At 60.2% G+C, this 20,575-nt stretch carries 21 protein-coding genes and 1 tRNA gene; 4 read left to right on the forward strand and 18 right to left on the reverse strand.

All coding sequences use genetic code 11. The features are described from left to right. The first annotated feature begins 14 nt into the window (after window positions 1-14). Together C5L14_RS21025 and C5L14_RS21030 are read left to right on the forward strand one after the other, a co-directional pair. Complete coding sequence (locus C5L14_RS21025; protein WP_105864035.1) at window positions 15-215, forward strand: hypothetical protein; 201 nt, start codon at window positions 15-17, stop codon at window positions 213-215. Between the two features lie 147 nt (window positions 216-362). Beyond that, window positions 363-439: transfer RNA gene (locus C5L14_RS21030), tRNA-Arg, on the forward strand. A 122-nt stretch (window positions 440-561) separates the two neighbouring features. Here the strand turns inward: C5L14_RS21030 and C5L14_RS21035 are convergent. From C5L14_RS21035 to C5L14_RS30040, 5 genes are all read right to left on the reverse strand, one after another. Further along, entirely contained in the window at window positions 562-876 is a 315-nt protein-coding gene (locus C5L14_RS21035) for a hypothetical protein (protein WP_105864036.1), read from the reverse strand. Next, the gene (locus C5L14_RS30850; RefSeq protein ID WP_280870981.1) at window positions 873-1,004 is read right to left on the reverse strand and encodes a hypothetical protein; all 132 of its coding nucleotides are present in this window, start codon (window positions 1,002-1,004) and stop codon (window positions 873-875) included. The genes C5L14_RS21035 and C5L14_RS30850 overlap by 4 nt, the downstream gene beginning before the upstream one ends. After that, entirely contained in the window at window positions 991-1,260 is a 270-nt protein-coding gene (locus tag C5L14_RS21040; RefSeq protein WP_105864037.1) for a hypothetical protein, read from the reverse strand. The genes C5L14_RS30850 and C5L14_RS21040 overlap by 14 nt, the downstream gene beginning before the upstream one ends. Further along, a complete protein-coding gene (locus C5L14_RS21045) occupies window positions 1,257-2,060 on the reverse strand; it encodes a glycoside hydrolase family 108 protein (protein ID WP_210203275.1) in 804 nt (267 codons plus the stop codon). Before C5L14_RS21045 ends, C5L14_RS21040 begins: the two co-directional genes overlap by 4 nt. 81 nt (window positions 2,061-2,141) lie before the next feature. Continuing rightward, on the reverse strand, window positions 2,142-3,053 hold the full coding sequence (locus C5L14_RS30040; protein WP_146126981.1) for a hypothetical protein: 912 nt from the start codon (window positions 3,051-3,053) through the stop codon (window positions 2,142-2,144). A 142-nt stretch (window positions 3,054-3,195) separates the two neighbouring features. On the opposite strand from C5L14_RS30040, the gene C5L14_RS21050 reads away from it, so the two are divergent. After that, on the forward strand, window positions 3,196-3,876 hold the full coding sequence (locus C5L14_RS21050; RefSeq protein WP_181161271.1) for a class I SAM-dependent methyltransferase: 681 nt from the start codon (window positions 3,196-3,198) through the stop codon (window positions 3,874-3,876). A gap of 184 nt (window positions 3,877-4,060) precedes the next feature. Continuing rightward, complete coding sequence (locus C5L14_RS21055) at window positions 4,061-4,825, forward strand: formyltransferase family protein (protein WP_181161272.1); 765 nt, start codon at window positions 4,061-4,063, stop codon at window positions 4,823-4,825. Here C5L14_RS21055 and C5L14_RS21060 read toward each other — a convergent pair. From C5L14_RS21060 to C5L14_RS21115, 13 genes are all read right to left on the reverse strand, one after another. Further along, on the reverse strand, window positions 4,822-5,700 hold the full coding sequence (locus C5L14_RS21060; protein WP_146126983.1) for a glycosyltransferase family 2 protein: 879 nt from the start codon (window positions 5,698-5,700) through the stop codon (window positions 4,822-4,824). The two genes, C5L14_RS21055 and C5L14_RS21060, sit on opposite strands and share 4 nt — an antisense overlap. Window positions 5,701-5,836: 136 nt before the next feature. Beyond that, window positions 5,837-6,637 (reverse strand): glycine-rich domain-containing protein, encoded by an 801-nt coding sequence (locus C5L14_RS30980; RefSeq protein ID WP_428832642.1) that lies wholly within the window; start codon window positions 6,635-6,637, stop codon window positions 5,837-5,839. A gap of 1 nt (window position 6,638) precedes the next feature. Beyond that, a complete protein-coding gene (locus C5L14_RS21065; RefSeq protein WP_105864041.1) occupies window positions 6,639-9,008 on the reverse strand; it encodes a hypothetical protein in 2,370 nt (789 codons plus the stop codon). Window positions 9,009-9,347: 339 nt separating this feature from the next. After that, window positions 9,348-9,869, reverse strand: a complete 522-nt coding sequence (locus C5L14_RS21070) for a hypothetical protein (RefSeq protein ID WP_105864042.1) — start codon at window positions 9,867-9,869, stop codon at window positions 9,348-9,350. 2 nt (window positions 9,870-9,871) lie between these two features. After that, window positions 9,872-12,337: a discoidin domain-containing protein gene (locus tag C5L14_RS21075; RefSeq protein WP_105864043.1), complete on the reverse strand. Its 2,466-nt coding sequence runs from the start codon at window positions 12,335-12,337 to the stop codon at window positions 9,872-9,874. Continuing rightward, entirely contained in the window at window positions 12,337-12,924 is a 588-nt protein-coding gene (locus C5L14_RS21080) for a hypothetical protein (protein WP_105864044.1), read from the reverse strand. The genes C5L14_RS21075 and C5L14_RS21080 overlap by 1 nt, the downstream gene beginning before the upstream one ends. A gap of 89 nt (window positions 12,925-13,013) precedes the next feature. Continuing rightward, window positions 13,014-13,313 carry a hypothetical protein gene (locus C5L14_RS21085; protein WP_105864045.1) on the reverse strand — a complete coding sequence of 100 codons (300 nt, stop codon included), beginning with the start codon at window positions 13,311-13,313 and terminating at the stop codon, window positions 13,014-13,016. 1 nt (window position 13,314) lies between these two features. Next, window positions 13,315-13,755 (reverse strand): Bbp16 family capsid cement protein, encoded by a 441-nt coding sequence (locus C5L14_RS21090; protein ID WP_105864046.1) that lies wholly within the window; start codon window positions 13,753-13,755, stop codon window positions 13,315-13,317. A 198-nt stretch (window positions 13,756-13,953) separates the two neighbouring features. Next, the gene (locus C5L14_RS21095) at window positions 13,954-14,955 is read right to left on the reverse strand and encodes a major capsid protein (RefSeq protein WP_105864047.1); all 1,002 of its coding nucleotides are present in this window, start codon (window positions 14,953-14,955) and stop codon (window positions 13,954-13,956) included. Window positions 14,956-14,979: 24 nt separating this feature from the next. Beyond that, window positions 14,980-15,795 (reverse strand): hypothetical protein, encoded by an 816-nt coding sequence (locus C5L14_RS21100; RefSeq protein ID WP_105864048.1) that lies wholly within the window; start codon window positions 15,793-15,795, stop codon window positions 14,980-14,982. After that, window positions 15,795-16,160: a hypothetical protein gene (locus tag C5L14_RS21105; protein ID WP_105864049.1), complete on the reverse strand. Its 366-nt coding sequence runs from the start codon at window positions 16,158-16,160 to the stop codon at window positions 15,795-15,797. The genes C5L14_RS21100 and C5L14_RS21105 overlap by 1 nt, the downstream gene beginning before the upstream one ends. A 429-nt stretch (window positions 16,161-16,589) precedes the next feature. Continuing rightward, window positions 16,590-17,258: a M48 family metalloprotease gene (locus tag C5L14_RS30045; RefSeq protein WP_181161273.1), complete on the reverse strand. Its 669-nt coding sequence runs from the start codon at window positions 17,256-17,258 to the stop codon at window positions 16,590-16,592. Between the two features lie 49 nt (window positions 17,259-17,307). Beyond that, entirely contained in the window at window positions 17,308-20,178 is a 2,871-nt protein-coding gene (locus C5L14_RS21115) for a phage tail tip lysozyme (protein WP_146126985.1), read from the reverse strand. Between the last annotated feature and the right edge of the window lie 397 nt (window positions 20,179-20,575).

Here is a 20,575-nt window from a genome sequence, read left to right on the forward strand (position 1 = left end):
GCTGGAGAAAGTGGATGCCGTCTACGAGCGATGAAGTTCTGGTGCCGAGCACGGTGGATGTTCATTCGGCCGTAGACGCGCAGATTGCGGCGCAGGATCTGTTGGCCGCACTAAAGCAGGTTTGTGCTGACCACTATCAATCGCCCGCAGTCGTTTCCTTCCCGATCAACGGAGCGACAGTCCTGGACGCTATGGCTGTAACCGGGAATTTCTAAGACACCGAATTGAATGAGGAGCTTGGTTCTCGCTGCTTCCTGCGCGAGCATGCCGCTGCGGGCATTCATTCAAGCACAAACAAGACCAGGTGCTACCGAAAGGACTTGACCTTTCCCGTGCGAACGGGTTTTCGTGGCGCCCAGGCTGTCCCGGTAGCTCAGCAGGATAGAGCAACGGTTTCCTAAACCGTAGGTCAGGGGTTCGAATCCCTTCCGGGACGCCACGCACCTATATGGTTCGTCTGCTTCATTCGGTGGCATATCAGGTGGCCGGACAGCGAGCTGAGTTATCCGAAAACTCACGGATCGAAGACCCCAAAAAGCCTTCCCGCAGAATGCTGATCGGTCAGCGAGGACTGATGGTTCTCGATGGTAGTTTGTCATCGATGAGGCGATCGAGCTTGGCCTCGATGCGGCGTGTGGTTTCGACGAAGGCCTGCATCGTGGTCTCGGCTCTTGCAAAGCGCTCGCGAACCTCGGAACTGCCGTCCTTGAGCTTGCCGATCTCGACCTCGAGCTTGAGGTTGCGTTCCTCGATGACTGTGACGCGGCTGTTGAGCTGGCTCGACCACCAGACGACGCCGCCGGTCTGGACGAAGAGGGCGATTACCAAGGCGAGCGGGATCTTCTTGTCCACGCTCCAGCTTTCCCTTTCGCTCATGGCCAGCACCCTGCCGCCCGGCCGCCCTCATAGTGGATCGCCAGGCGGCGATTGCCCTCGCGGGAGACGGCCTGAACGTCCCGCAGGCTGTCGGTGATCACGCCGCAGGGGCGGTCAACGGGCGCCACGCTTGCACACCCGCTCAAAGCGGTCCCAATCGCCACCAGCGCTGTAGCAGCGGTCGACAGCCTCACGGGCCTCGACGAAACGCTCCTTGGCCACATGATTTGCCCTTTCGATGTTGGCGGCGGCTCGCTGCGTTGCAGCCTGCTCGCGGTCTTGGATGAAAAGCCAGAGCGCCATCAAGGCGGCGACGATTGCCAGCGCTCTCAGCAACAGGTGCGGCGGGATCAGGCGGAAGAGGGCGAGGGCGGCGGCGATCATGCCGACGCCTCCCGATGCCTCGCCTGCCGATAGGCGATAACGACGAGGCCGGCGATCGCCGCGACGCTGCCGCCTGCGACCAGCAGGGCGAAGACGATATCGACCACGCCGCCATTGCCGGTGATCGGCTGCAAGGCGTCCTTGGCCGCGCCGATGGTGGCGCTGGCCGTGCCGATCGTCGCCACGATGGTGCCTTTGCCTGTGATGGTCGAGGAGACCTTGGCATCTGCGGGAGTGGCGGTCTCCAGGCCGGCAGGCGGCTGAGGGATGGCCGTGGCGACGCCACCGGCGAGGTGCAGCGCAGTCTCCCGAACATGGGCGATACGGGCGCTCCAGCCCTTGCCGAAGGTCGGCCAGGTTTTGAGGCCACGCAGGAACCGCAAGCGGGCGTCCTGCAAACTATCGATGAGGCCGGCTATCTCGTGCTTGCGGATGGCCTCCAGCGTCTTCAGGCCCAGAATGCCATCGGCCTCGACGGCGAGAAGGCGCTGAAGCGTCTTCACGGCCTGGGCCGGGCCGGAATTCACGGCGTAATCGAACAAGGCATAATCCAGGCCGGCCGGCAGTTCCCGATAGCGCAGCGGCTGTGCATATTGCCTGTCCAGGATCCGGGCTGCCTCCGCCAGCGTCAGGCCTTTGACTTCATCCGGTGTCGCCTTGCGGCCGAGCCGGCGCGCGGCGCCCAGGGTAGCCGCGGTGATCCCATATTTGGTGGCGCCGCCCGGATCGCGCGGATGGTTCACATAGCCGCCTTCGGAGCCAAAGACGAGCTTGATGGTTTGGGCGAGAGTTTCGCTCATGTGAGAGCTCCAAAAAGAAAGCTCCCCAGAGGGGAGCCTGTGTTCAGTTCATCAAAGGCGATTTCATTTGTTGAGCAAGAGTTAGCCTGGGAAGGCCTTTTTGGATGTGTAAGGCTTTCTTCCCATTACCTTGCAAGCAAGCGAGATTATCTTGTCCCGTAGATCCGGAAAGACATCGACCGCGCCTCTGGGGTAGTGCCATTTCAACCATTCAAAGAGCTTGCGTGGCGGTGATCCAGGGGCCGCGTGAGCATCGACTCCCCAGCATCGTTTTACGAGGCGCTTCCGTTTTCGCCAGCTGCCACAGGTATATTGGATCGTGCGATTGTCAGCGATCAGGAGCCCTTCTTGTTCGGCAAGCCGGAAGGTTTGGCTCTTTGGCCAATCCCCAGGCAACCATCGCCCTCCGAAACGATCGACGATAACGGGCTTCAGCCCTCTGGCAACAATCTGCTTTGTCATTCCATTAGGACCAGCCTCAAAATTGTTGCCGTCAAATAAGGTTTCCTGAGGACCGGTGTCGAGCGAGTTGAAGATCTCTGTTCGAATCATAAACGCGTTAGACCTAATGCCTACATTGGGAAACGGTGTAGTTTCATTGAGGCATTCGTATCCACCTGTCGCTCCAACAATCCCACAATCGGGCAAGCTGTCGAAAGCCGACAAATAATAAGACAGCCAATTTGGAGCGAGAATTCGGCTCCATGAAATCAGCGGGAGAACAAACTCTGTTCTGCAAGAAGATGCAATTTTTAGAAAGATGGCGGTTGGAGGTATCTGGTCAGAGAAACGTAAAATTCTGACATTGGAAGAGGGGATTGATGACAGAATATTTTGGCACACAACTGGCTCGCTAGAGCCGTATCCTTTGGCGGCAATAACCAAATCGTAAACTTCTCCGGCCGGATAATTCTTTAGACTTCTAAAGAATGCGTGTGCATACCTTGGGTCGTTAATTTTTCTCCACAAGAATATTACAGTAACTCGCGCCATCGATATCTGAAAATCCTTACATTTTTTTAGTGATATATCATGGACATGTCTATGCTTCCATACCTAGCCCAGGATGAATTGTGGCGAGCTTGTTTTCAAAGCGACGACACGCTAGCGTCGTTCGCATATGAGGGGAAAATCAATGCGTAAGACCAAGCCAGCAGGTAGTCGCGATAGTATCATCCAAGCCGTCGAAGAGGCGGGGTCGTCAGATGCAATATTCTTTGGTTATCCTCTCCGCGAAAATGGCCTCTTCCTGCAGCAGGATCCCGAGGAATTTGGATCGTTTGTCCATTACATGGCTACTAAGATAAAGCCCGCCGAATATAGCATGGATATTGGTATTGCTTCGGGCGGGCAGACCAAATTCCTGCGGGATTATTATTCGACTGATAAGACCATCGTGGTTGACGTGGGTACGCACCCTGTCTTTCCACATTGGGCTCGCATAAAAAAGGACCTGAACAGCGATCTCGTCGAGGAGATTATTTCCGATTCCCATTCACCAGAAGTTCGTCAGCGGTTGTTGAAGTACGAAAACAAAATCGATTTCGCCTTTGTTGACGGTGATCATACCTATCATGGTCTGCGCAAAGACATCTTCCTGACCAAGGAACTGATGAGGGTCGGCGGATACATGGTCCTCCACGACACGCTTGGAGTGTGGGATTGCAAGCGTGTCTTCGATGATTTGATCCAGGCTAAAGACTTCATTTTGGTCCGCAATTTCGCAATTCGATTCGGTATCTCGATCTGGCAGTTGCAGCGGAAAAAGAGGATTCCCACGGCCTTCAATCGTGCCACTGGGCGCGGAAAGCTTTGACAACTTCAGGGATCCTTCCATCTTTAGAAAGTAGTTAAGCGATAGGCCTTTCCCCCGCAAAAATTGGCATTGCCGTGACACCAGCATGATAATATTGTTTCTAATCACGCATTGTTAAGTAAGCGCCTTTCCGGCGCATCGCTTTCCAGAGTACGTTGAAATAAGGAAATTAGGGATTAAGCTGGTGGTATACAAAAGAAATCACAATTTAATTATATTTGCAGATGACGTGGTAGGATTTGAAATCATAAAGTTCGCTATTTCGAATTTTAAGAAAAATATATCTGCGGTAGTTGTCGCCGATACTGGTAATGATATTTCTAATTTTGTTCGGTCAACAGCCAAAGACATTGAAATTTTGAAGTGGAGGGAGCCTGACTCACAAAATTTTGTGACGAAGTTGCGTGATATTGAGGCGGAGATATTTCTTCTTGCTTGGTGGCCATACATCATCAAGGATGAGCTCAATTGTGGTCAGGCCGTCACCTTAAATTTTCATCCCAGCTTATTGCCTTATTGCCGCGGTAAAAATCCGAACTTCTGGAGCTTGGCTTCCGGCGAGCCTTACGGCGTTTCCATTCATCATGTCGTTTCTGAAATTGATGCTGGGGCTATCGCCTTTCAATGGGAGATACCTTACAGCTGGTCAGACACAGGTGGCTCACTCTATCGAAAGGGCCAAGAATCTATAGTGGAGCTATTCAAAGCCAACTACGAACGCATCCTTGCGCTTGATATTCCTGCGGTGCCGCAAAGCCTCGAACTCGGCAGTTTTCACTGGGCGAGGGAACTCGATCCGAAATCGCAGATCGACCTCGATGCCCCGACGACAGCAAGAGAGCTGTTCAACCGACTTCGTGCTCGCACGTTTCCGCCCCACCGTGGTTGCAGGTTCACAGACGCTAACAATACCTATGAAGTCAGGATCGAGATCACTAAGGTCGTCTAGGATACAACAGTCGATCTAAACTTCGCTTTCATGCGCCGTAATTTTCGTGCCGAATAGACGCGGTGGTCGATATACCAGTGCGCGAGATAGTCAAACATCTGGCGCTCTGCCCAGCCTCCACCGAGTCGCTGGCGCTTTTCGTTAAAATAGCGCTGGGCATCCTGGCGATATGCAATAAGCGTCGATATACGATTACTCAAGTAGTCATCCTGGCTCTTGTAGTCGCGCTGGATGATTCGCTGATAAAAAGAAGTTTTATTCGAGCCAACGACCCGCCCACGGAAAAGTGTGTCAAACATCAGCATAAAGTCGCCGCCCCAGGAATGGGGATACGATCTTAAGACTTCTTGCCAAGCAATCTTGATGGCTTGAGTCCGCCACAGTCCATAGAACCAACTGGCGTGGGCGCCTTTTACTGCGCGATAACCCGCCCATAGGCCACGGCCTAGGTTCTTCGGTGCTGCAGTATGTCTAGTTGTTTGTTTGCGACCGGTACGCAAACTGGTCACCCGGCCAACTGCAAGATCAAAATCCTGATGCTCGTCTAGAAGTGCAACGAGTTCTTCCAGAAAGTTGGCGTCGGTATAATCGTCATAAGCACGCCAAATGAAATACTCACTTTGGGCCGCTTCAAGAAGTGCGCCAAAATTTCGCCAAGAGCCAATATTCTCAGAATTTAAATGGTACTCAAAGCGGGGATCACGTTCGGCTAGTTCTCGTGCAATTTGGGGTGTTTCATCGGTTGAAACATTGTCAAAGATGAGAACTTTGAAATCCTGAAACGACTGTACTCTGAGATTCTCCAGACAGTCGCGGAACATGTCGCCGCCGTTATAGATCGGCATACCGATTGTTACTCTTGGTCCACGCTGCAACTTCACCTCCTCGACATAGGTGACCTTTCAATAGCGCGCTAAAGCACGAAATTGAAAGGCTCGATGTGGGGGTTATGCGCCGATAATTTCTCCCGGTGCATGAAGTAGGGCTACGGGCTGTCGAAATGAATGAGGATTATGCGATTCCTAGATATGTGATGACGATAAGGCCGCTGCCGCCGTTGCCGCCTGCGAAGGTTCCCCCTGAACGAGAACCACCGCCGCCGCCGCCATAAACACCGCCATTTGCACCGACGGCGTTGACCGGCGTGTTGTATCCCCCTGCTCCGCCGCCGGAACCATGAGTGGCATCCCACTCGGTGCCATTGCCACCTGCCCCAGGAGATGCACCTGTCGCACCTCCTAGCCCCCCATAGCCAGCATCACCAGATCCTCCGACGCCTGACGCACCGGTACTGCCTGCGCCGTTCAGGCCGGCGGCACCACCGCCAGCACCCGAAAAGGGATTTGCGCCGGCGGAGCCGTCACCGCCGCTGTATTTGACTGTGCCCGTGCCAAGGGCTGCATCGCCACCTAGACCAGCCTGGGCACTACCTCCGGAGGAGCCGCCGCCGACACCTCCCTTCGAACCGACCATAGACGCTCCTAGCGTGGTAGCGCCGAACCAAGTATCGCCACCCGAACCGGCGATGTTACCTGACGAAGTAGCAACCCCACCTGCGCCCACTGAGAAATCTATGAGTGCGCCGGGGGATAGATTGAGATTATCGACGCGGGAATATGCGCCACCGCCACCGCCGCCGCCATACGAGTTGCTGGCGCGAGCGCCGGCTCCGCCGCCGCCAATGCACTCGACCCTGTTGCCATTCGGTTGCCAGTCGTACGGAACGGTCCATGTACCGACGCCCGGCGTCGCCAGATACACGCGTTTGCTGACATAGGAGCGTGGAACGATAGTAGCGAGGCCCGGCAACATATTAGATCCCCCTAACAATGCCGGTGTAGACGAACTTGTTTGTCCCTCGGCAGACAAAGCAAACGAGATCAACAGCCCCCGCGGCTGTAGAGAGCGCTGGAGCGCCCCCAACGCCGAAGGAGAAGTTCGGCCCCCACGACACAGTTCGGCTACCGGTACCGTCCTGCGTAATCTCGATATTGAGCGGCCAACCTGGTTTGGCATTGGTCGGGCTCGAAATGGTCCGGTTACCACCAATGGTGACTGCACGGTTGACTCCACCTGCATGGTCGACGGCGATCGTTGCGGCGTCGGTTAGGGCAACCCATCCCATCGCAGAAAGTACGACATCCATCGTTGGAATGAAGGCAGCGCCGGCCTGCACGTTAGCTGTTGTTGCCAGCGCTGTTGCTCCAGTGCCGCCATTGGCAACAGACAGGGTGCCGCTTACATGTGTTGTCAGGCCGACCTTGCCCCATGAGGGCGCCACTCCCACACCGCCCGAGCGAAGCACATTGCCTCCCGCCACACCGGCTAGCTTGGCAAGTGTGGTTGTGGTGTCCGCATAAAGAATATCTCCGACAGCAAAGCCAGCGTTGAGTCCTGCAAGTACCTTTGGAGGAATAACAATCGCGTTGGACGCAAGCCAGCTGCCGCCGCAGACATCCCATTCCGTTCCACCGCGGTTGAGTAGCACGACATCTTCGCCGGGGCGGAGGATTAAGGAAGTGTTGGCCCCTCCGAGTCCAGCCGGGGGGCAATAGATGAAATCGCTCCCCTGCCGAACGATGGTGACGTCAGCGGTGCCGTGATTGAAGACATGGATCGCCGGGCCGGCAAGCCCCGCACCCCATGCGCCGCCAGCAGGAAGAGCGATGTTGAAGGGGCTGGCCGCACTCGCCTGAATGGCCTTGCCATGGTCGGCGGCTGTTAAAGCGATGTTGGCATTCGCAAAGACGAAACCGGCGAAATTGCCCAGAACTGCCTTCACAAAGGCTGTCGTCGTGATACTAGTGTCATTGTCGCCGGCTTGTGGTGTCGGTGCAGTAGGATTCCCGGTGAATGCGGGGCTATCCCTACCAACAATACTTCCGGTTGAATAAAAGTAGTTGAATAAATCGAAAACATACTTTGTACTGGCAACATCATTGCTGCCAATTGGATTGGCGGCGGGATCTGATGATATGGTTTGTGCGCCGACGGAAAAGGTTGGTTTCGTCGTCCAGGTCTGCACCGCATTGATCTTCGCAACATTCGCGATTTGAATGCCGCTACCCTTGATCAGCTTGCCGGTGGCTCCATCGAACAGCACGACCTCATTCGCTGCCACGCCACCGGCAGGCCCGGTGACATCGCCACCGACAGCCGAGCCAACCGCAGTTACCTTGGGGTGAAGCGGATCGGTATTGTCGATCTCGATATTCAGGCCCGCCTGCAATCCCTGCACGGCAGTGTCGGCCTTTGCTCCCTGTGCCGCGGTGGCGAACGCCGTCGACGGCTGGAACGCTGCCGATCCAAGGGAGGAGGTATTCGCTTTTAGGTCGAGAGCGGCCTGCGTGGCGGTGCTGATCGGCTTGTTGAGGTCGGAGGTGTTGTCGACGTTCCCCAGGCCGACACTAGCCTTGTTGGCCTTGCTGTCCGTGTAGGCCTTGGCGCTGTTCAGTGTTGCGGTGTCGGCGGCAGCCTGGGCGCTGGAAACGGGCTTGTTCGTGTCTGCGGTATTGTCGACATTGCCGAGTCCTACATCAGCCTTTGCACCGGAGAAGGCCACCGCCGCAAGCGCGGAGGTGTTGGCCTTGGTGTTCAGCGCGGCCTGCGTCGCCGTCGAAATCGGTTTGTTGAGGTCGCTGATATTGTCGACGTTTCCGAGGCTGACATCACCTTTGACGAGGGTCACGGCGCCCGTCTTGCCAGCAACCGACGTCACGGTGTTGACCTGCGCGCCAGCTTGAATCCCATCGAGCTTCGCCTTGTCGGCGGGCGACATCAGGCCGGCCGCCGTTTGGTTCGCCAGGGCGCCGAGGGCGACGACCTGTTCTTTCAGCCTCTGACCCCACATGGTGATGCGATCGAGCGCCCGGTTGATCGTTGGCGCCGGCAGAGGGCCGCCATCCTGCAGATCGACCGATTGAGTGAGCGGCACGTCGCGGTAGATGATCAGCGTGGTGCCCGTTGTCGGCGCGGCCGTCATGGTCACGCTGCCGCCTGCAGGTGAACCGGCGCCGGCCGCCATATAGTCCATGCCGAGCGTCTTGGTGACGGTCGCCCCGTCTGCGGCCTGAATCTGCACCACAAGATCGGTGTTGGCCGTAAACGGGGGCGGGAAAGCGAAGGCGGTTGTGCTGCCGTCGCCCGCATAGGTACGGCGATTGTCATAGCTGGGAATGGTCATGGAGGCTCCGGCAAACAGAATTCCGCCTGTGAGGCGGGACTTTGGGGGCGGATGTGGAGTTGAGGAGCGGACGGAGAGGGCACGAAACGAGATGTCCTCGGCGGTGAATCGAGATAGGTGGCGTGGGCATCGTCGCCGAGCTCAACGGCCGGCGCTTATAGTGCCTGGCATACAGAAGGCGTGATCGGGCGATGTTCGCTGGTGGCTGCAACATGTGACGCCCTCGCCGTACGCAGAGCCTGGAACCCGGTCTTCCACTCTTCCGGGCTGACGGCAGGCGATCTATCCAAACGGAAGAGCATCCTCATCAATGTTAGGCCTGCGTCTTTCGCCGGAAGGTCAAGCCGTTTTTCCCAATCGCCCCAGGCCGCCGAACAAGCTGCCGGCTGCATTGAAGTATCCGCCGGTCTGGGCATTCCTGCCGGCGATGTTGGCGAGCCTGGCCTGGTAGTTCAGATTGTTGGCCTGGTTCTTGGCGTTCCAGCGAATGGCGGCGATGTCGAGCGCGCCTTCGCTGGCGGTCGAGCCGATGACGTCGGAGGGCGAGCCGTCGAGATTGACGCCGGAGCCGCCGGTAAGCGCGGTTTGCGTGCCGATGGTGCTGTCGATCTGGTCCTGCTTGCGGCTGGCCTGGTACTCGCCTGTCATCGTCTCGATCTGGGCCTGGCGGCGATAAACCTCGGCCTGGGCGTCGGCCTGGGCCTTGGCGGCGTTGCCCTGCTGGATGGCGCCGATGGTCGACAGGCCGGTGCCGGCGATCGAGGCTGCCGTGCCAAGGCCGATGCCCGAAATGGCGGAGCCGGCGGCGGAGGCCGCGGAAGCCAGTCCGGCTCCGATGGCTGCAAAAAGCGGTGGGCACATGGTCAGGGCTCCGGATCGGTGTTGAGTGTGATGGAACGGATCGTCGCCGGCAGCGGGCCGTCGGCGATCAGCATGAGTTCGCCTTTGTCGCCCCAACTCGTTTGCGGACGGGCGTCGTAGAAGCCGGTGGCGAGCGGGGCGGCTGCGCCGAGATCGTCATTGGTATGGCGCAGGGTGATCTCCTCGGCTGTCGCTTCGTCCCGGCCTGCGCGCAGCGAGCCGGTAGAGAGGAAGTCGATCTTGGCGAAGACGATCTTCTTGCGCCGCCCCAGGCCCGAACCATCGCCGGCCGAGGCGGGGGAGGGCATCAGGCGGGCGCGTGAGAGGTAAGGCAGGCCAACGGTGATCGTGCTGGCCGGCCGCCCCGAGGCAAGCGAAACGGCGCCGCCGGCGACGATCTGGTCGGTTTCCCGCGCGCCATCCGCCAGGATCGCGACGCGCTGGCCCTCGAGGTGGCCAAGTCCGGTGACGCCGGTGGCGGGGGCGCCGCCATACTGCAGAGCACAGTCGAGATACCATGCCTTGTCGGGCGTAGCGGTCGCCGCCTCGAAGGGCGCCGCCATGCGCTCGATATAGCGTCTGCTCACGCCGCCGATCATGCGCCGGACGATCAGCCACACCTCGTTCCTGCCTTGGCCGGGCATGGTGGCGCAGCTCTCGACGAAACCGCTGCCGCCCATAAGATGGCGATGCAGGCCAGCCATGGACTGGTCCTTTTCATAAGTGAGGCCGATCAGTTCGCCTTTGCCGTTGGGCAGCCACACCACGCTGTCGGGCTCCTGGGCATAGGAGAGCTCAGCGATTCCGGCAGCGAACAGGTGATCCGAAAGCACGGAGATATCGGGTGTCGCATAGCCGGCTCCGCTGTCGCCCTGGACAAATTCGCGGAGCGCCTTACCGAAGCTGGAGACGAAGACCGTCGAGCTTCCAACCTTCACGGGCCGGATCGCTTGCGAGCCATAGGTCGAGGCGAGGGCCTGCCGGAAATTGTTGGCCGAGAAGGGCAGGTTCGGGCTATCGCGTCCCATCGTGCGGGCTGCGCCGGCCGTGCCAATCAGGAGATCCGCGCCTTCGGCGATCCACTGGATTTCGTTGACATCGGTAAGAGTGAAGGAAATCGCGTCGTCGTCCTTCACCGGAACGGAGACGGAGAAGTCCAGCTCGCGCCCGTAACCGCCGGTCTTGGTCGCCCAGATGCCGGAGGGTTGGGTGTTGGTGCGGGCATAGACCTTACGCTGCTCGAAAGTGGCGACATGCGCCGGCCATCCCGGTGTTTTGCCCCAAGCACCGAGACGCCATTGCAAAGTACCTTGCGCAATAGGGAGCGGAGCATCATCAAGCTTGGCCTGCACAACAGTGGTCGAGGTGACGGCGGTTATGACGAAGGCGCGATAAACTGCGTTTGTTCCGAGCAGCGCAATGATGCGCCCGACGTCGTCCGTCGTGAAACCGGCTCCTGCGTTGATGCCTGTCGTCGACGAGGCTGTGATTGTTATGGCTGGCGCTGTAGCCATGTCTTCGGTGAAGGCTAGATCACCCACGGTGATGACGGTACCGCCGTTATTGGTTGAGACGTTCAACCTATAGCCGGTATAGGCCGTTGTATTGGTGAATCTGAAATAACGGGTCTCTCCGGCTGACCAATTGCTTTGCGCGAATTGACTATCAAGTACCGTCCAGTTCGTACCATCGTTTGACCCTTCAAAGGTCCAAGACTTCGGCGCGCGATCAGTGACAGGGGTAGCAGCCACAAGACCGGCATAAGCCGAAACTGAATACCCGACGACGATCTTCGTGCTGGGAAAAGTGTAGGAGACCCACTCGTTTGAGGGGGTATTGCTGTGCCAGGCTGTGCCAGAATCACGATCGAAAGCGTTCCACGGCGCACCTAGCCCTGTACTGCCGGCGGCGGCCGTTCCGCTCGGTGCGGTGTTACTCGTCATCTTCGGGACCGGATTTCCCGTCGCGGAAGGCGTCAGCGTAGTTGCCGTGTCATTCACTGGCAAAAAAGGGCCAAACCGAAAGTTTACGGTCTCGATCGACCATGACGTGTCGCTCAGCCGCTTCACTCGCCGCGGTTGGTAGCCCTTGTGCGTGATGTCGAGCACGTCGTTGGTTTGGTCGAAATCGAGCTGGAACAGGTCCGCATCGGCATAGGGATGGGTTACTTCCACGCTGCCGACCCGCCCGCCCAGCGTGTAGACCCTGAATACGCCGGCGTTGAACACCAGCATATAGGCCTGGCTCGCCGAGAAGATGAAGGGAATGAAGCGGGCGGGGCGGGAGGAATCCTTCACCTCCTGCACGAATTGCGTGCCGGGGCGGCGGGTGAGGCCGCCCTGGCGCATCACCATGAAGTTCTGGCATTCCTTCAGCCCGGTCTTGAAATGCTCGAGATCGGCGCGGCTGTGCAGCTTGGGAGAAAGCTCGCCGCGCGAGAAGACCGGCTTGAGTTCATAAGCGCCCATCAGGAACGAGCCTCGATCCAGAAATTGTCTTCGGGGTCATCCGGCGTGCCTTCCAGTGCGTCGATCGCCTGCGCTTCGGAAAGGGCGACCTGCGTCTTCTGCCCGAGGGATTCGGCATAGGAGGCCTTGCCGGTGACGAAATGCGCCGCCTTCTGCGCCAGGGCCAGGGCGAGCACATCGGTGAATTGCTGGTCGAACTGGCCGGTATTGTCGACACGCCTGACATAGCGGACGGGGCGCGGGGCCGGCTCGTCGGTGAGGATCTGGCTGCCCTCGATCTTGTGCGGAACGGTCTTGCCGCTCTCCGTCCCGTCCGCGGTCAGCGGCATCACGCGCAGGCAGTCCACCGGCAGCTCGTAGGCGTGGGCCCAACCAAAGGCCGGCGGCGTCGCCGATTCCGGCAGGAGGGTGCGTGCCATCGCGAAATTCCAGGGATGGCGGCGCATCAGGCTCCAGGCCATCGGCCAGAAATTGCGCCGAAACCAGCGCGCCACGGCCGAATTGTCGTCGATGGAGGCCAGAGGCGCCTCATCGAGATAATCCAGGGCGAGGTTGCAGATCTCGGTGATGTCGAGATTGACGGACATGGGGCCTCCAGGCCGCGAAAAATTGGTCTCGTCGGGGCGGCGCGGACGCGAAACATCGCGCGCCGCCCGGTCGGATCTGAAGCGTGGCCTTACCTGAAGGCGTTGGCCTGCTTGTATTCGGCGAGCCGGCGGGTCACGATCTCGATCGGCGTCGCCTCGTCGATCGCGCTGCCGGCATCGTCGACGAGCTTGGCCTTGACCGCCTCGGCACGGATGGCGGCATCGACGTCCTCGGCCTCCTTCCGTGCCTCACGCTCATTGGCCTTGTCCGGGACGAGCTCGAGATGCTCGTCCTCCTCGCGGACCTTGCCGACGAGCTCGACTTCCTCGCCCGCCTCGATGATGCGGCCATCGACATAGGCCTTGGCCTTGACGAGATAGCGCGCCATCTCAGAAGCCCCCCACATTCAGGCCGGAGGGGTAGTTGACGATCGCCTCGCGGTCGGCGACGAGGCCCGCCGTCACCGTGCCGGCGGCGAAGGTGCCGGCCACGGTGTACTGCACGCCGAGATAGCGCTGGCGCTGGGCGTCGAGCGAGAGCGCGGGCACCTGCACGCGCAGCCATTCCGAACCGGCGGTGAGGCTGGCAGCGGGGATGGCCGGCGTCTGTACGATGACGCTGGGAGACGACAGGTCCGCACTGGCCGACGTGATATAGGCGAACTGCACGGAGGTGCCGCCGGTGAGTGCGGTATTGACGCGGATCACCAGTTCCAGGCTGTCGCCAGGGCCGAGATCGCGGGGCTGGGTGAGGTCGATGGTGTTGGTCGAGACGGCGCTGGCGGTGATCGCCTGCTTGTCCGACAGCAGAAGTTGCTGGTCCAGGATCATGGACTTGGCTCCGATGATGGGAAGGAAAGGGAAGGACGCGTGAAGCGTGGCAATCCCTCCCCGGTTTCGGGGAGGATGGCCCGAAGGCCGGCAGGGGAAGCGTGGCGCTACTCTCCCCCTCCCGTCGCTGCCCTGCAGCGACACCTTCCCCGCAGCCGGGGAAGGATTGAGCGCCTCATTCTGAAAGGCAGGCGGATCTCAGACCACGCGGGCCTCGGTGTTGAGAAGCTGGTCGGTCAGGCGCACCGGGATGCCGCGGAACGAGAGGAAAGGCTGGCCCTGGGCGTCCGTCACCGTCTGGAAGGCGAGGGTGGACTTTTCCATGGCCTGGATGTCGCCCCAGGTCTTCACGGCTCGGTTCACATAGAAGGCGGGCTTGCCCATCTTGAGCGAGGGGATCTTGTTGATCGCCCGCACCATCAGGCGGTAGAGGTTGGGCGGCGTCGCCGACTGCAGGCCGCCGGCGGCCGTGGTGGTGTCGATATTGGCGATGCGCACGGCATAGCGCCAGTCGCGCACGGTCAGCCCGCACTTCCACTGGTATTTGGTCTGGTAGGCCTGGTAGCGCCCGCCATTGGGGTCGAGGATCGGCGCCGAGGTGGTGACGTCCTGGTGGGTGAGCCCGGCCGTGGTGCCCTTGGGATAGATGCCGTGGATGGTGTTCGGCCCCCACACCACCAGCCAGATCGAGGTGTTGGAGGCGCCGGTGCCGCCGGCATCGATGACGTTGACGCCGTTGCCGGCGCTGAGGCTCGAATAGCGCGGCGACAGGCCGGTGATGCGGTCGGGGTTGACGCCCACCGATTCATAGAACAGCGCCTGGGCGAATTGCTGGTTCATCGCCTCGATGAAGGCGGTGTCCTCGGTCAGGCGGAAGGCGGCGGTGTTGCCGTTGAGATCGGCGAGGTCCTTGTCGATCACTGAATAGGTTTCCAGCATGCCGCAGACATCGGTGATCTGGGCCGTGGTGCTCTTGGCCGGCGGCACGCCGTAATTGAGGCGCCGCCAGGTCGCCTGCGGCAGGCCGGTGCGGATCGTGGTCTTGTGCCCGGTGGGCAGGTTGCCCTCGATCCAGGGAATGTCCTGCAGGGGTTCGTTGAGCTGGGACAGGAGCTCGGCCACCACGGCGGGCTTGCCGTTGGGGTCGAGGCGCTTGGTGACATCCACCAGCGTAGGATAGGAATTGCCGATGACGGCCATGGTCTGCTTCCTTGAAAAAAGGTCTCACCGCCGGAACGGATCGACCGGATAAAGGGTCTCGGCTGCCGATCTCGACTGAGCCGCCACACCGCCGGTTGCGAACTGGTCTTCCGCGTAGAGCGCCCGGCCCGCCCGCGCCATGGCCTGGGCCAGAGCGGGGGAGAGCACATAGCCGTCGGGCGACAACAGCCCGTTCGACTTGAGCTCGCCGATCAGCGCCTCGCCGCCGTTCTGGCGGATGAAGCGATCGGCGAACTCGACATTCTGGCGGAAGGCCTGCGAATTCCTGTCGCCCCAGGCCTTGGTCAGGGCTGCCTGCGCGGCCTCGCCGCGCTCCACGATGGCCTGCACATAGGTCGATTGCTGCCCGGCCTGGTGCTGCACGAAGCGATCGTGGAGGGACTGGGCCTGCCTCGGCGTGAGGCCGGCCTCATGCGCCCAGCTCCGATAGGCGCCGGCGCTGTCGCTGTCATAGGCGAAACCCTCGGGCAGGCCCTGGGGCATGCGGAATTCATAGCCTTCGGCCGTCTCGGGCCGGCCGAGCCTGGCATGGAAGGCCTGCCATTCCTCGGGCCCGGCATCGGCGGCCGGCGGTATGAGGGCCCTGGCCTTGAGCTCGTTGTACTCCGTCTGGAGCCTGTCGGCGTGACGCGCCGACTCGACCAGGGGATCAAGCGCCTTGTAGCCTTTGCTTTCGACCCATTGCCGGCTTTCTGCATTGCGCAGGCCCGCAAGGAAGTCCGTCGCGCCGCCGGCCGGCGACCCGTCATTGGCCGGAGGAACGGTGGCGTCTGCCGGGGTTCCCGCCATGGCGGCCCCAGGGTTTGCCGGATCCATCATCAGATGATGCCCTCGTTGGAACTGGCGATGGCCTCGGTGCGCGCGGCTTGCACCAGCGCGGCCTTCTCCTCGTCAGTCAGGTTGAGAAAACGAAAAAGCCGCCCGAAGGCGGCCCGCTTGCCATCCGAAAACGCGCGGTCGTCGGGTGGGATACCTTCCCCGTTCACCCGGTAGAAGCCGGTGTAGTCGGCGAGGTCGGCGAGGACGATCTGCACGTCCTCGTTCCTGATATCGAAGACGTTGTGATAGGCGAGCGCCAGCTTGAGCGCGGCTTCGCCGCCGCGGGCGCGCCGGAACAGCCTGGCGAGCGCCAGCCAGTTGATCGCAAGGGCGGCGCGCGCGGGGCCGCCGGAGGGATTGGGCATGCGGGGCTTCCGATTTGGACAATAAAAAACCCGCCGAAGCGGGGCGGGGTACGAAGACTGACTAGAGGGCGCCGGCAGCCGTGTGCTGGCCGCGATCATGGTTTGGAACTCTCGCTGGTTCCGGTGGCACGTGCGAGCGGCAAACCTTGCTTGGATTTCCGCGCCTGTGAGGGAGGAGGAATATCGCGGCTAGGCTTGACGTGTGAGCCCCGGGATAGCCCCAAACGAAAAGCGCCCGGCTGTGTGTGCCAGGCGCAATTTCTTATGCTCTTAATATGCCATGAAGGCCAGACTTCGTCAATCCTGTAGTCGGCAAAATTTTTGTTTTTTATCGTCGCGCTTGAGCTCGACGCTCAGGAAAAGGCCGAGTCGAGAAGGGCTGCGGGCACCCGGTGGCACTGCCAATACGGACTTCGTCCCGTTGGGCTGTCACCGCAATTTTGTAGCTGCATTACACTCAAGTGCCTTGTCGGCGTTGAGCCACCCCGCCTCGACAGACTGCTCAACCAGTTGGGAAGGAGGTTTTGGCATTGAGGGTCTTGTCGATAGGGCGCCTCGGGCAATGCGTTTTGCCTTGTCCAATGTCATGCCCATACGCCGAAGTACAGCACCCGCAAACATGTTGGCCTCGCGCTCGGGTCGCCAGTCGTCAAAAGTAACGTCGAAAGCATGGGAACCTAGATGATGACGGCAACGAAAATGACCGATCTCGTGCGCGATCAGAGCGCTGATTTCCCCGTTATCTGCGATTTCTGGGATATTCTTGAATATGACAACCAAATTTCCATCGTCGATACCCCCCAGGGCATTATTCCCTATTGGAGCAGTTTGCGGAAAAATCAAACAATTTTGATCGGAAAAACCAGCTAGATCGCAAATATTGGACAATAAAAATGCTGTATGCTCGTTCGCTGGCTCAACCAAATAACGCTTACTTCCATTAGGCATGTGAAATGTTTTTATCGAATCTCCAAAAATTACCAATCGCCTTTCTTCGGCTCTCGCAATAAATGAGAAAAATATTTGTATTGCAGTTAGTATAAATATAATTATCAAATTATATTTGAAGTTCTTGCATACTTTGTTCGATTCTTTCATTATATTGCTATAATCGTGCAAGAAGACGGCTTTCCGAAGAAAATTTCGTTCATTTTTTTCGAGTCCGTGCTCCAACAAGCTCGATATGCCACGGCTCGTTCGTAAGCGGAAATATAAGGCCATATTTCCTTGCATTGGCATGCATCCAATTTTTCGCAATGAGCCCAGCAGCAGAAATCCTTGCCCCGTTCTTAGCACTCGAATGATCATATGAGAGATCCATTGCGTTGCCAAATCCATGTTGCGATTTGCCTGGTGGTGCAACCCAACGACGTGCAACTGCAGCGGAGCCATATTTGATCAGTGCTTGATCCCAGAGTTCCTTTTGCCTTTTTGGCGAACGATACCCAGACACAATAGACAGAGCTTTTCGTACTTCGGGTGGTGCATCGTGAAGCATTGCAGCAAGTTGCTTTCGTAACGCCGGCGCCATGCCAAGCACATGCGATTTGTTTTGTCCCTTTCGAAGAATTTTCAAGAGTTCGCCCGTTTCTGCGGAGGCGGCGCGCGCATTTCCTTCCGAACCGAGTTCTCCACGAGATGTCGTGTCAAAATCCATATCTTTCGGAACACCTGGCGGAAGTTTTCTGGCGCCGTCGACGATATCTTTTTGATCCAATCTGGCCGAGCGCGATGTGTCGACCGATGTCTGGAAATCCATTTCCATCTCGGGAGCATTCTCAATGAGATAAGAGATGACGTCCTGACCAATAGGAAATGTGTCGAATCTGGATTTTGTACCCATATTTTGGGCGCCGTTGCCCATCTGCCCATTAGCTATTCCGATCAAGTTGCTGGTGGTTGCGGTTGTCGGGCTAGCATGCGCTATTTGGGCCACTTGAACCGGCGCCACCCCTTCTGGCTCCCGTACAAACATCCCTGGTACCCAACCATCCTCTTCCAGGCTGGCTCGGTCTCGATCAGTCTGCGCGATAGCAGCGAGGCGGTCGCGGCCGTTATTGCGCATGGCATTCTCGATCATGCGGGTCCGAACGGTTTCGGCGCGGCTGGTGCGCTCGTCGCCGGTAAGGCTGGAGCCGAGGGCCTGGGCGGCGGCGGTGCCGAGATCGATGGCGGGACCGGAGAGGGAGCGCATTGGGGCCGGGCCGGCGGGGGTGTTGGCTGCGGCGGCCGGGCTGGCGAAGGAGGCATCATCAGCGCCACCCGTCGCCTTGCCGCCGGTGCCGAGTGCGGCGGCAGCGAAGCGTTCTGCCAGGGGCGCGTTGCCTTTGGCATAGGCGATGGCGGCATATTCCAGCGCCGGCGGCAGGCCCGCCGATACCATCTGGCCGAAGATCGCTTGCTGCGCCCCGGGGTCGGCGCTGGCGGAAAGCGCGGCGCGCAGGGGTACCAGCCGCTCGGCCAGCGACTTGCTGCGATCGCCGAAGGCCGAGAGCGCCTGATCCACCATCGCTTTGGGCAGCAGCGCCCGTCCCTCGGTGGGCATGCCCAGCCTGTCCATGGCGGCATTGGTGGCTGCAAGCGCCGCCCTCAACCGCTCGGGCGAAGTACCCGCGTCGGTCCACAGCCGGTCGATCTGAGGATGCAGGCTGCGGACATAGCCATTCGGATCCTTGCGGCGGAATGCCTGGTCGAGGGCGATGGCCTTGATGCCCCGCTCATGGAGCTGGCGCTGCGTCTCAAAGGCGGGGCCTTCGCCTTTCGGCGCGCGGGCGGCGAGCCAGACGGTCTGCTCGGCCGGCGTCATCGCCCGGATGGCGCTGATGTCGGCGCCGAGGCTCACCGTGCGCTGGAAGTCGCTGTAGCGGCGCGCGCCGTCCTGCGGGCCATAGCTGGCGGTGAACTCGGCCTGGGTCGGCAGCTGGCCGTCATAGCGGCCGATGGTGGTCAGGGCCTGCGTGGCGTCCTGGATACGCGGTTCCAGGTCGCCCTGGGCCACGGCCTGACCTTGGCTGCGCTGGCCCCGGGCGTAAGCGACCAGCCCGTCGCGCTGATCCGGCGCCAGGGAGGTGACGACCGGATCGGGCGCCTTCTCCTCGACCTCGCCCGGCTTGTAGTCGCCTGCGGCCAGGCGGCGCGCTTGGTTGCGCCTGTTGTCCCAGCCATGCGAGGCGGCGGCGCCGCCCTGCGATCCGGCCGGGCGCTCATAGTCGGTCACGAACACGCCGGCGGCCTCGTCGGCCGTATTGGTGGCCCGCAGCCTGGCCTTCACGCCTGCATAGTCCGTGTTCAGCTCGTGATCGACGAAAGCGAGCTGCACGGAAAGATCGCGCCAATCCTTGCCCCTGTCGGCCGCGAAGGCCTTGAGGCTCTTGGCGCGGGTGCCGTTCCACTGGGCGATGCCGACACTGTCGGAGCCGTCCGAACCGTCGCCGGGGTTGCGGCTCGAGGGGGCCAGGCCTGCGCTCTCATGCACGAGATTGCCGACGATGCCGGCCGCCTGCTCCCGGCTGTAGCCGCGCCCGATGAAATAGGACATCGCGGCGGATTCACGGTCCGCCTGGGCCGGGCCGATCGCGCCTTTGGGAATCGTGGTCTTGGCGCCCCAGACGAGCTCGTGCATCCTGTCCGGATCGCTGCCGGCCATGCCCTTCGCCCATTCGATCGAGGAACCGGCGGCGATGTCCCGCTTCAGCCGCGCCCTGTCGGCGGCGGGGATCGAGGTGGCGCCGTCGATCTTGGCATTGAGTGCGGCGAGCGCCTGATCGCGCCGAGAGGGATTGCTTCGGATGCCGACGAGGGAGGCCTGGTAGGCGGCGGTGATCGCATTGGTTTCGTAGGTGCCGCGCCCCTTATATTCGAACTGGCTGGCCTCGTTCATCAGGCCGTCATTGAAGATCTGGAGGTCGGCGGCGACACGCTCGCGATTGCCGGTTGAAATGCTGCCGAGAAAGGCGGCGTCGGCCTTGGCGCCCGTCTTGGCGAAGCCGGCGGTAAAACCGGTCGCTTCCGCCGGCATCGTCTTGGCGGCCTCGGCAAGCGCGGCCTGCCGCTGCTGCTTGTAGAGGCCGAGCTTGTTGTCGTCGTCGAAGGCGGCTTCCTGCCGGGCGCGCTTTTGATAATGCGCGAGGCCGATAGCCGCCTCGCTCAGGCCGCTGCCGAGCGCCTGCAGGCCCTGGCCGATCGCCTCGGCGCCGGTGCGCACCTGCGGCGTGGCGCCGGGCGTGAGGCCGATTTCGGCGCGATAGTCGGGAAAACGGGGCATGGCGGGATCCATCGGGGCAAAAGAAAAGCCCCGCCTGGAAGGGCGGGGCTGGGGGAGATTTTCCTGGGACCGCCGGCTTTCAGCCGGCTCTTGCTTGTCCGCGAGCGGAGCGATTCCAGAGGCCGACTGAAAGCCGGCGGTCCCAGGAAGA

The organism is Labrys okinawensis (assembly GCF_002982075.1).
In the GTDB taxonomy this organism is placed as follows: domain Bacteria; phylum Pseudomonadota; class Alphaproteobacteria; order Rhizobiales; family Labraceae; genus Labrys; species Labrys okinawensis_A.